At 60.7% G+C, this 12,977-nt stretch carries 4 protein-coding genes; 2 read left to right on the top strand and 2 right to left on the bottom strand.

Annotation, left to right across the window (positions count from 1 at the left end; all coding sequences use genetic code 11):
- Nucleotides 1-12: 12 nt before the first annotated feature.
- A complete protein-coding gene (locus LOY55_RS07240) occupies nucleotides 13-1,371 on the bottom strand; it encodes a TolC family outer membrane protein (protein ID WP_223522448.1) in 1,359 nt (452 codons plus the stop codon).
- A gap of 596 nt (nucleotides 1,372-1,967) precedes the next feature.
- On the opposite strand from LOY55_RS07240, the gene LOY55_RS31130 reads away from it, so the two are divergent.
- Both LOY55_RS31130 and LOY55_RS31135 read left to right on the top strand, forming a co-directional pair.
- Nucleotides 1,968-5,663: a retention module-containing protein gene (locus LOY55_RS31130; RefSeq protein ID WP_408980975.1), complete on the top strand. Its 3,696-nt coding sequence runs from the start codon at nucleotides 1,968-1,970 to the stop codon at nucleotides 5,661-5,663.
- A 68-nt stretch (nucleotides 5,664-5,731) separates the two neighbouring features.
- The gene (locus LOY55_RS31135; RefSeq protein ID WP_408980976.1) at nucleotides 5,732-12,181 is read left to right on the top strand and encodes an Ig-like domain-containing protein; all 6,450 of its coding nucleotides are present in this window, start codon (nucleotides 5,732-5,734) and stop codon (nucleotides 12,179-12,181) included.
- Nucleotides 12,182-12,264: 83 nt separating this feature from the next.
- On the opposite strand, the gene LOY55_RS07250 is transcribed toward LOY55_RS31135, so the two are convergent.
- On the bottom strand, nucleotides 12,265-12,624 hold the full coding sequence (locus LOY55_RS07250) for a DUF6124 family protein (RefSeq protein WP_109786364.1): 360 nt from the start codon (nucleotides 12,622-12,624) through the stop codon (nucleotides 12,265-12,267).
- Between the last annotated feature and the right edge of the window lie 353 nt (nucleotides 12,625-12,977).

Here is a 12,977-nt window from a genome sequence, read left to right on the forward strand (position 1 = left end):
CGCTCCAGTGAGCTACTTCAATTCAGGCAAACGGGCTTCGTTCTTCACTTCGGTGGAGGCGATCGCATCGGCGGGCAATACCACCCGTTGCTTGCTCAGTAGCTGGCCCATGTTAGCCAGTACGCGGTACATCGAGAACTCCTCGGTATAGCGCACTTCGGTGTAGCGGCGGTTGGCGTTGTAGAGCTCGTTTTCACTGTCGAGCAAGTCGAGCAGTGTCCGTTGACCGAGGCCGAACTGATCCTGATACGCAATGCGCACGCGTTTACTGGTTTCGGCGTACTCGCGGGCGGTCGGGGTTTGTTTCTTCGCATTGACCATGGCGTTCCAGGCCAGGTGAATGTTCTCGTTGAGTTGGCGCAGGGCGTTGTTGCGGATGTCCATTGCCTGGTTGATCTGGTGCGCATCGGAAGCCAGGCGCGCCTTGTCGCTGCCGCCTCGGAACAGGTTGTAGTTCATCACTACACCCACACGCCACTCGTTGTCATGGCCTTCATCGCCTTGCACGTTGTTGTTCGCGCCCACCGCGGCTTCGGCGTCGAAGCGTGGGTAGAACGGCGATTTGGCGACTTCGTACTGGCTCTCGGCCGATTGCACGTCCGCCTGGGCGGATTTCAGGTACGGGTTGTTCTCCACCATGCTCTGCTGGGCTTCCGGCAGGGCGGTGGGTACTTCGCCGCGGATCGATGGCGGTGTTTCGAGCTCATCGGGGATGCGCCCTACAACGGCGTAGAAGTTCGACTCGGCGTCCGCCAGATCGACTTCGGCGGTGTCGAGGTTGTTTTGTGCCAGTGCGCGACGGGCGCCGGATTGATCGGAGTCAGCGTTGCTGCCGACGCCACGTTGGGTGCGAAGGCCAATCTGGTCGTTGACGCGCAAGTGGGCTTGCAGGTTGTTCGTGGCCAGGGTCACCAGTTCACGGCGCTTGAGGACTTCAAGGTAAACCTCGATGGTGCGCAGCGCCAGGTCCTGAGCGGTGCCTTGCGCGTAATAAGCGCGGGAGTTGGCCACGTCTTTGGTGCGCGCTACTTCGTTCGAGGTGTTGAAACCGTCGAACAGCATTTGCCGCAGGCGCAGTTCCGACTGGGTGTAATTGAGGGTTTCAGTGTGGTGATTGCCGAATGCCCGGGTGTTGGTGTTGTCGCTGTACCCGCGCCCGTAGGCGGCGTTCAGATCAACTGATGGATAAAAGCCCCCTTTGGCAACTTTCACCTGCTCATCCGCGGACAGGCGCGCGTCCACTCGCGAGGCCAGTTCCGGGTGGGTCGCGATAGTGCTCTGGATAGCCTCGGTCAACGACATGGCTTGAGCGCTGGAAGTGCAGGCCATGGCCAGCAAAACCGCGCTGCAGAGGGGGGTTAAAACGCGCATGGGTGCATCTCCCTGAATTCCTGATGGTGCTTATTAGTCGCCAATTATTTGACGGCATTTATAGGTAAAACCGTTTCACCCTTGTAACAACAGAGCTAAGAACATTCTAGAGCGTAGCTAAGAAATATTTTTCATAATCCTTATGCCAAAAAAAACTTATGCCGTCAGCAAAATCCAGCACATTGTTCAATACGAAAGCCCTTGAATTATGAGCTTTAGGGAGCTTGCAGGGGTTTTAACAAAAGTTCCATCCACTTATCGACATGGGGCGGGGAAGTGCTGAAGGGGAGGGAGGCGTAACGGTAGGGAGTGACGGTTTTTTGTCACTCGACTGGATCAGGACTGTTACGCATCGTTCATCAGGCAAATCGCGACACTAATGGGCCCTGAAGCCATTGATTGCATAGGGTTTATCCCACAGTCGCAAACATTGCCGTTGATCGACACGCTGGGCGAGTTCATCGCCAGGGCGGCGGTTTACTCCGGTAAACCCTCCCTGCAGGCGAGCCGCGCAGCCACCTGCTTTTAACCATGAGCACATTCTTCGCTGACAAACAGGATGCCGACGACAGCTGTTGGCAGCGGAGGAAATGCACATGGCTACGCTCATCGGTATCGTCAGTAAAGTCATTGGTCAGGTGTTCGCGGTTGCGAGCGATGGCACCCGGCGTGCGTTGGTCGAGGGCGATCGATTGTTCGCCGGCGAGCAACTGGTTACCGGAGCCGAAGGCGCAGTGGCCGTTCATCTGAAAAATGGCCAGGAACTGACCCTCGGGCGTGACAGCAGCCTGCAAATGACCCCGCAGCTCCTCGCCAATGAGTCGCCGCACGTCGGCACCTCTGAGGCGGTGACGCCGAGCGAAGCGCAACTGACCGATGTCGAGCAACTGCAAAAAGCCATCGCGGCCGGCGCTGACCCGACCCAGACCGGTGAAGCCACGGCGGCCGGGCCAGGTGGTTCGACCGGGGCGGCCGGCGGTGCTTTGGGCGGCGGCCACAGTTTTGTCATGCTCGAAGAAGTGGGCGGGCGGGTTGACCCGACCATTGGCTTCCCGACGGCTGGGTTTGGCAGCATTCCCGAATTCCCGGAAGAACGGCACAACGCCGATATCCAGAACGCCGACGGCACCCCGGCCGTCGTGGCGCCACCGCTAACTCCGACCGTCGAGGTACCTCCGCTAATCCCGGTCAACAACCCGGTCACGCTCAACGGCCTGTCGGTGACGGGCGGCGAACTGACCGTCAGCGAAGCCAACCTGGCTGACGGTTCTGCGAGCAATCCGGGCGCGCTGACTCAGAACGGAACGTTCAGCGTGTCGGCACCGGACGGGTTGAACAGCCTGAGCATCGGCGGCATCAATGTGATCAGTGGCGGGGTGGCCGCCGGTTTTCCGCAGTCGATCACCACTCAACTGGGCAATACCCTGACCATCACCGGTTACAACTCGCTCACGGGCGTGGTGAGTTACAGCTACACCCTCAACGGCAACGACACCCATTCGGCCGGCGATGGCGCCAACAACCTCAGCGAACAGTTCACTGTGGTGGCCGGCGATAGCAACGGTGACACCGCCACTGGCACGCTGGACATCAACATCACTGACGACGTACCCAAGGCGGTCGATGACGGCAACGCCGACACTGCGTCGGAAACCTTGCTGACCCTGACCGGCAGCGTCCTGCCAAACGACACTCAGGGCGCGGACCGCATTTCCACCGGCCCTGACAGCGGCCCGGTAATTGGCGGCACCTTCACCGGGACCTACGGCACCCTGGTGCTCAACGCAAACGGCACGTACACCTACACCCTCGACACCAGCGGTGCCGATTTCAAAGCGTTGCATGGCGGTGGCAGCGGCTCGGAAACCTTCACCTACACGCTGACGGATGCGGACGGCGACACCAGCACCGCCAACCTGGTGCTGCAAATCCACAACAACGATGACCCGGTCACGATTGACGGCCTCAATATCGAAGGCGCCGAGCTGACCGTTTTCGAGAAAAGCCTCAGCGACGGCAGCAGCCCGGACGCCTCGGCGCTGACGCAAAACGGCACCTTCACCATCACCGCCCTCGATGGCGTTCAAACCCTCGATATCGGCGGTCTGCATGTGGTCGTCGGTGGCGTGGCTGCCGGTTTCCCACAATCAATCGTCACGCCGTTGGGCAGTACGCTGACCATCACCGGGTTCGACGCCGCCACCGGCGTGGTGAGTTACAGCTACACCCTGGTGGACAACTTGGCGCATCCAACCGCCAACAGCCCCGATACCCTGTCCGAGCAATTCGCTGTCACTGTAGTGGACGACAACGGCACCACTGCCAACGCCAACCTCGACATCAACATCGTCGATGACCTGCCTCAAGGCGTCGACGACAGCAACGCCGACACTGCCTCGGAAACGCTGCTCACCCTCAACGGCAATGTGCTGACCAACGATGTACAGGGCGCCGACCGCGTGATCACGGGGGAAAATTCCGGCCCGATCACCCCAGGCACGTTCGTCGGGACTTACGGCACCCTGGTGCTGAATGCCAACGGCACCTACACCTACACCCTGAACACCAGCGATGCCGATTTCAAAGCCCTGCACGGCAATGGCGACGGCACCGAGAATTTCACCTACATCATCACCGACTCGGACGGCGACACCAGCAGTGCGACGCTGGTGCTGCAAATCCACAACAATGATGACCCGGTGACCATTGATGGCCTCAACGTCAACGGTGGCGAGCTCACTGTCTACGAGAAAAACCTTGGCGACGGCAGCAACCCGAATACCCCGGCGCTGACGCAAAACGGCACCTTCACCATCACCGCCCTCGACGGTGTACAGACGCTGGATATCGGCGGTCTGCATGTGGTGGTCGGTGGTGTCGCCGCCGGCTTCCCGCAATCGATCGTCACCCCGCTGGGCAGCACGCTGACCATCACCGGGTTCGACGCCACCACTGGCGTGGTCAGTTACAGCTACACCCTGGTCGATAACGAAGCGCACCCAACCGCTAACGGCGCCAATACGCTGTCCGAGCAGTTCGCCGTCACCGTGGTCGATGACAACGGCACCACCGCCAACGCCAACCTCGACGTCAATATCGTCGATGACCTGCCGAAAGGCGTGGATGACAGCAACGCCGGGACTGCCTCGGAAACCTTGCTCACCCTTAACGGCAACGTGCTGACCAATGACGTCCAAGGCGCCGACCGCGTGACCACCGGCCCCAATGCCGGGCCGATCACTGCCGGCACCTTCACTGGGACTTACGGCACGTTGGTGCTGAATGCCAACGGCACGTACACCTACACCCTGAACACCAGCGATGCCGACTTCAAAGCCCTGCACGGCAATGGCGACGGCACGGAAACCTTCACCTACACCATCACCGATGCTGACGGCGATACCAGTACCGCCAACCTGGTGCTGAACATCCACAACAACGACGATCCGGTGACCATCAGTGGGCTGGATGTTTACGGCGGCGAGCTCACCGTCTACGAGAAAAACCTCAGCGACGGCAGCAACCCGAACACTCCGGCGCTGACTCAAAACGGCACCTTCACCATCACCGCCCTCGACGGCGTTCAAACCCTCGATATTGGCGGTCTGCATGTGGTCGTCGGTGGCGTGGCTGCTGGTTTCCCGCAATCGATCGTCACGCCGCTGGGCAGCACGCTGACCATCACCGGGTTCGACGCCACCACTGGCGTGGTCAGTTACAGCTACACCCTGGTCGATAACGAAGCGCACCCAATCGCTAACGGCGCCAATACGCTGTCCGAGCAGTTCGCCGTCACCGTGGTCGATGACAACGGCACCACCGCCAACGCCAACCTCGACGTCAACATCGTCGATGACCTGCCGAAAGGCGTGGATGACAGCAACGCCGGCACGGCCTCGGAAACGCTGCTCACGCTCAACGGCAACGTGCTGACCAATGACGTACAGGGCGCCGACCGCGTGCCGACCGGCCCCAACGCTGGCCCGATCACTGCCGGCACCTTCACTGGGACTTACGGCACGTTGGTGCTGAATGCCAACGGCACGTACACCTACACCCTGAACACCAGCGATGCCGATTTCAAAGCCCTGCACGGCAATGGCAATGGCACCGAGACCTTCACCTACACCATCACCGATGCTGACGGCGATACCAGTACCGCCAATCTGGTGCTGAACATCCACAACAACGACGATCCGATGACCATCAGTGGGCTGGATGTTTACGGCGGCGAACTCACCGTCTACGAAAAAACCTCAGTGACGGCAGCAACCCGAACACTCCGGCGCTGACTCAAAACGGCACCTTCACCATCACCGCCCTCGACGGCGTTCAAACCCTCGATATTGGCGGTCTGCATGTGGTCGTCGGTGGCGTCGCCGCTGGTTTCCCGCAATCGATCGTCACGCCGCTGGGCAGCACGCTGACCATCACCGGGTTCGACGCCACCACCGGCGTGGTCAGTTACAGCTACACCCTGGTCGATAACGAAGCGCACCCAACCGCTAACGGCGCCAATACGCTGTCCGAGCAATTCGCCGTCACCGTAGTGGACGACAACGGCACCACTGCCAACGCCAACCTCGACGTCAATATCGTCGATGACCTGCCGAAAGGCGTGGATGACAGCAACGCCGGCACCGCCTCGGAAACCTTGCTCACCCTCAACGGCAACGTGTTGACCAACGATGTCCAAGGCGCCGACCGCGTGCCGACCGGCCCCAACGCTGGCCCGATCACTGCCGGCACCTTCACTGGCACTTACGGCACCCTCGTGCTGAACGCCAACGGCACGTACACCTACACCCTGAACACCAGCGATGCCGATTTCAAAGCCCTGCACGGCAATGGCGACGGCACCGAGAACTTCACTTACACCATCACCGACTCGGACGGTGACACCAGCACCGCGACGCTGGTGCTGCAAATCCACAACAACGATGACCCTGTCACGATTGACGGCCTCAACGTCAACGGTGGCGAGCTCACTGTCTACGAGAAAAACCTCAGTGACGGCAGCAACCCGAATACCCCGGCACTGACCCAAAACGGCACCTTCACCATCACCGCGCTCGACGGTGTACAGACGCTGGATATCGGCGGTCTGCATGTGGTCGTCGGTGGTGTCGCGGCCGGCTTCCCACAATCGATCGTCACCCCGTTGGGCAGCACGCTGACCATCACCGGGTTCGATGCCACCACCGGCGTGGTGAGTTACAGCTACACCCTGGTCGATAACGAAGCGCACCCAACCGCTAACGGCGCCAACACGCTGTCCGAGCAATTCGCCGTCACCGTAGTGGACGACAACGGCACCACCGCCAATGCCAACCTCGACGTCAACATCGTCGACGATTTACCAAAAGGCGTGAACGACAGCAACGCCGGGACTGCCTCGGAAACCCTGCTCACCCTCAACGGCAACGTGCTGACCAACGATGTCCAAGGCGCCGACCGCGTGCCGACCGGCCCCAACGCCGGCCCGATCACTGCTGGCACCTTCACCGGCACTTACGGCACGTTGGTGTTGAACGCCAACGGCACGTACACCTACACCCTGAATACCAGCGATGCCGACTTCAAAGCGCTGCACGGCAATGGCAACGGCACCGAGAACTTCACTTACACCATCACCGACTCGGACGGTGACACCAGCACCGCGACGCTGGTGCTGCAAATCCACAACAACGATGACCCTGTCACGATTGACGGCCTCAACGTCAACGGTGGCGAGCTCACTGTCTACGAGAAAAACCTCAGTGACGGCAGCAACCCGAATACCCCGGCACTGACCCAAAACGGCACCTTCACCATCACCGCGCTCGACGGTGTACAGACGCTGGATATCGGCGGTCTGCATGTGGTCGTCGGTGGTGTCGCGGCCGGCTTCCCGCAATCGATCGTCACGCCGCTGGGCAGCACGCTGACCATCACCGGGTTCGACGCCACCACTGGCGTGGTCAGTTACAGCTACACCCTGGTCGATAACGAAGCGCACCCAACCGCCAACGGCGCCAATACGCTCTCCGAGCAATTTGCCGTCACCGTAGTGGATGACAACGGCACCACCGCCAATGCCAACCTCGACGTCAATATCGTCGATGACCTGCCAAAAGGCGTGAACGACAGCAACGCCGGGACTGCCTCGGAAACCCTGCTCACCCTCAACGGCAATGTGCTAACCAACGACGTGCAGGGCGCCGACCGCGTACCGACCGGCCCCAACGCCGGCCCGATCACTGCTGGCACCTTCACTGGGACTTACGGCACCCTGGTGCTGAATGCCAACGGCACCTACACCTACACCCTGAACACCAGCGATGCCGACTTCAAAGCCCTGCACGGCAATGGCAATGGCACGGAAACCTTCACCTACACCATCACCGATGCTGACGGCGATACCAGCACCGCCAATCTGGTGTTGAACATCCACAACAACGACGATCCGGTGACCATCAGTGGGCTGGATGTTTACGGCGGCGAACTCACCGTCTACGAGAAAAACCTCAGCGACGGCAGCAACCCGAACACTCCGGCGCTGACTCAAAACGGTACCTTTACCATCACCGCCCTCGACGGCGTGCAGACGCTCGATATCGGCGGTCTGCATGTGGTCGTCGGTGGTGTCGCCGCCGGTTTCCCGCAATCGATCGTCACCCCGCTGGGCAGCACGCTGACCATCACCGGGTTCGACGCCACCACTGGCGTGGTCAGTTACAGTTACACCCTGGTCGATAACGAAGCGCACCCAACCGCTAACGGCGCCAACACGCTCTCCGAGCAGTTCGCCGTGACCGTAGTGGACGACAACGGCACCACTGCCAATGCCAACCTCGACGTCAACATCGTCGACGATTTGCCAAAAGGCGTGGATGACAGCAACGCCGGGACTGCCTCGGAAATCTTGCTCACCCTCAACGGCAATGTGCTGACCAATGACGTCCAAGGCGCCGACCGCGTGACCACCGGCCCCAATGCCGGGCCGATCACTGCCGGCACCTTCACCGGCACTTACGGCACGTTGGTGTTGAATGCCAACGGCACGTACACCTACACCCTGAACACCAGCGATGCCGACTTCAAAGCCCTGCACGGCAATGGCAATGGCACGGAAACCTTCACCTACACCATCACCGATGCTGACGGCGATACCAGCACCGCCAATCTGGTGTTGAACATCCACAACAACGACGATCCGGTGACCATCAGTGGGCTGGATGTTTACGGCGGCGAACTCACCGTCTACGAGAAAAACCTCAGCGACGGCAGCAACCCGAACACTCCGGCGCTGACTCAAAACGGTACCTTCACCGTGACCGCGCTCGATGGTCTGCAAACCCTCGATATCGGCGGTATTCATGTGGTGGTCGGTGGTGTCGCCGCCGGTTTCCCACAATCGATCGTCACGCCGTTGGGCAGCACGCTGACCATCACTGGCTACAACCCGACGACAGGCGTGGTCAGTTACAGCTACACCCTGGTCGACAACGAAGCACATCCAAACGCCAACGGCGCCAATAGCCTCACCGAGAACTTCAACGTGGTGGCCACGGACGGCGACGGCAGCACTGCGTCGGGTCAGATCAACGTCAACATTGTCGATGACTTGCCTACCGCTGCCCCGAACACCGCCAACGCGGCCGAAGGTTCAACGGTCAACATCAGCGTCCTGGGCAACGATGTCCTCGGCGCCGATGGTGCCGCAGTGGGTGGGGCGGTGGTGGGTGTACGGGCCGGCGGCAACACAGGGACCCCGGCGAGCGGGGGAGTGGGCCTCAATATCAATGGCACCTACGGCTACCTGACCCTGGATGCGGCCGGTAACGCCGTGTACCACAGCAACCCGAACTCAGTGGGTGAAGCAGGTGCCACCGACACGTTCACCTACACCATTCGCGATTCCGATGGCGACGAAAGCACCACCACCATCACCATCAATATCACCGACACGAGCCTCAAAGCGGTGATTGACCAGGACGTGACGGTCTACGAAAAAGCCCTCGACCTGAACCAGGACGGTCAGGACCTGGCGGCGGGCACTGTCACCGGCAGCGACCCGGGCAACACCGGGGAAACCGCCGCCGGTACGCTGGTCGGTTCGGTCACCGGCGGCATCGGCGGGCTCACCTACAGCCTGGTCGGCAGCGCCACTGGCTCGTACGGGCAGATCCTGCTCAACGCCAACGGCACTTACACCTATACGCTCACCTCGGCGCCCAAAACCTCGCCGAACGCCAATGACGGGCCAAACACCCTGAGTGAAAGCTTCACCTACAAAGCCACCGATGCCGCGGGCAACAGCGTCACCAGCACCATCATCGTCAACATTGTCGATGACGTGCCCACAGCGGTGGCCTCGGATCGCTCGGTGGCAGCGGTGGAGATCGACTCCAACATTCTGATCGTGCTCGACATCTCCGGCAGTATGGCCGACGACTCCGGCGTGCCGGGCCTGTCGCGGCTGGAGTTGGCCAAGCAGGCCATCAGCGCCTTGCTCGACAAATACGATGACCTGGGCGATGTGAAAGTGCAGCTTGTCACCTTCAGCAGCACCGCCTCTGACAGGACGTCGGTGTGGGTCGACGTGGCAACCGCCAAGACACTGCTTGCCGGGCTGTCCGCGGGCGGTGGCACCAACTACGATGCTGCCGTGGCAATGCTTCAGACAGCGTTCAATACGTCCGGCAAACTGACCGGTGCGCAGAACGTCGGGTACTTCTTCTCGGATGGCAAACCGACCACCGGCCAGGACATCGGTGCGTCGGACGAGGCAACGTTGAAAGCCTTCCTCGACGCCAACGGCATCAAGAACTATGCGATCGGCCTGGGCAGCGGCGTGAGCAACGCCAACCTCAACCCGATCGCCTATGACGGCAGCACCCACACCGACAACAACGCGGTGGTGGTAACCGACCTCAACCAACTCAACTCGGTGCTCTCGGGCACAGTGGTCGGCGCGCCGGTCACCGGTACGCTGCTGGAGGGCGGCACATTCGGCGCTGATGGCGGCTTCATCAAAACCCTTACGGTTGACGGCACCACGTACACCTTCGACCCTAAAGGCAACACCAACCAGGGTTCGCTGACCTTCAGTGGCGGCGTCAACCACGGCACGTTCAACACGGTGAACAACAGCATCAGTATCGCCACCAACAATGGCGGCACGCTGGTGGTTAACCTCGACACCGGTGAATACACCTACACCTCGCAAAAATTCACGTCGGTGGTGATCACCGAAAACATCGGCTTCACCGTCAGCGACAACGACGGCGACCTGGCCAGCTCCACGCTGACGGTCAAAGTCATTCCGAACGCGGCACCGGTGGCCGTCGATGACCACATCATCACCAACGTGATGTCGGGCAATATCGTGGTGCCGGGCGAGTTGCTGCTGGCCAACGACACCGATGCCGACAAGGATCCGCTGACCGCATCGCCCACCAACTTCGCTACCGGTTGGGTGGCCAAGGGCGCGGACTTCACCGGCACCGGCGCGATCAATTTCAAAGGCACCAATGACACCGCGGCCAACCAGAACCTGGCCGACGTGCGCAATGCCTTTGCGGGCAACACTGCGGCGATGACGGCATTGCTGGTGGTCAGCGGTTATCTGGGGCAGGTGACTGGCAACAACGCCAACGATGAAGACCTCATCACCGTGAAGCTGAAAGCGGGTGAAACCCTCAATCTGGATCACAACCTGGCGGCCGGGCACATCACCATGGAGTACTCCCTCAATGGCGGCGCCTTCATCGGCATCGGGGACGGAGAGACGATCACCGCCTCGGCGGATGGGACCTACCGGATCCACATCACCAACATCGAAAACACCAGTGGCGGCAACGCCAAAGGAGACGAAAACTACCAGTTGACCATGTCCGTCAACTACGCCGGCGCCCATGACAGCACACCGGACGCCCACGGCACCTACACCGCCAGCGACAACCACGGCGGCAGCGACACCGCGGCCGTGACCATCACCTACCAGGACGGCCACACCCTCACCGGCACCGCGGGCGACGACGTCATGGTGGCGGGCACCGGCAACAACATCATCAACGCTGGCGACGGCAACGACGTGCTCACCGCTGGCACCGGCAACAACGAACTGCATGGCGGCGCTGGCAATGACTTGCTGTTCAGCGGCACGGGCAATGACCTGCTCGACGGCGGCACGGGTATTGACACCGTGAATTACACCCACGCCACTGCCGGGGTCACGGTTGACCTGAGCTTGCTCACCCCGCAAAACACAGGAGGCGCTGGCACTGACACCCTCACCGGCATCGAAAACCTGGTCGGCTCCAATTTCAATGATGCCCTCACGGGTGACAACAACAGCAACGTCATCAACGGCGGGTTGGGCGACGACATCCTCAAGGGTGGCGGTGGTGACGACTTCATGATTGGCGGGTTGGGTAACAACACCCTCACGGGCGGGGCAGGGGCCGACACCTTCCAGTGGCTCAAAGGCAACAGCGGCCACGACGTCGTCACCGACTTCACCCCAGGCACCGACAAACTCGATTTGTCGCAACTGTTGCAAGGTGAAAACAGCACCACGGCCTCGCTGGATGACTACCTGCATTTCAAAGTGGTCGGCAGCGGCGCCTCGGTCATCACCAGCATTGATGTCAGCGCCATGGCCGGCGCCACACCGAACCAGACCATCGACCTGGCGGGCGTCGACCTCGCCAGCCACTACGGTGTCACGCCGGGGGCGGGCGGTGTGGTGGCCGGGGGGCATGACACGGCGACCATCATCACCGGCATGCTCAACGACCATTCGTTGAAGGTGGACACCGTGTGACCTGACGTCTGAAACGACAAAACCCGCCATTCCTGGGTAAGGAATGGCGGGTTTTTTGTTGTCCGTTCGGTACAGAGACTTCGTTAGCCTTGCGGGTCGACGTTATCCAGCATCCGGTTCACTGCCAGTTCACCCAACATCACGGAGTGTTGAATGCCGAGCAGGGTGTGGCGCTGTGTACCGTTCAGTTGCCCGGCGAAATCGCTCAGCATGACGCTGGCGGACGCCAATGACTCACAGGCGTTGACCAGCAAGGTTTCGTCATCGGTCTCGGGAGCAATGAAGAAAATGGTGCTGGGCTTGCGCGGCGTGTCTTTGGGAATGACCGGTTTGAGGTAGTAATCGAGGGCGCGGTCGACGGCGTTGTTGAGCTTTTTGGAATCGGTGGATTCGTAGGGGGAAACGTCGTCGGTTTCGGGTGGGTTGGGTGTGATTTTGAACATGGTGAAACTCCTACAGAAAATGGAGCCACCAATACTTGTCGCTAAACAAGTGAGGGTGGCGGCTGCACGCAGGTTAGCGAACCGGGTGTAGGCGCCCGGCAGATCCAAAGATCTCCCGCGCACAGCCGCCATGACAACAATCGCAAACATGAACTGTCTGCAAGAGTGTTTGGAGCGCTGTTGCGCCTACAAAGGTTCGGGTCGCTAAACCCGATCGCTGATTCGTCAGCGACCGGGAAACAATAGAGCCCGGCCCTTAGGCGCACAAGCCGGCGGATTCTGGCGCAGTCGTAGGCAGCGGCGCAAGGATGTGTAGCCTGAGAGAGTGTCTGGAGGTGTCTTTTAAACACTGG

This window comes from Pseudomonas sp. B21-040, assembly GCF_024748695.1.
GTDB lineage: Bacteria > Pseudomonadota > Gammaproteobacteria > Pseudomonadales > Pseudomonadaceae > Aquipseudomonas.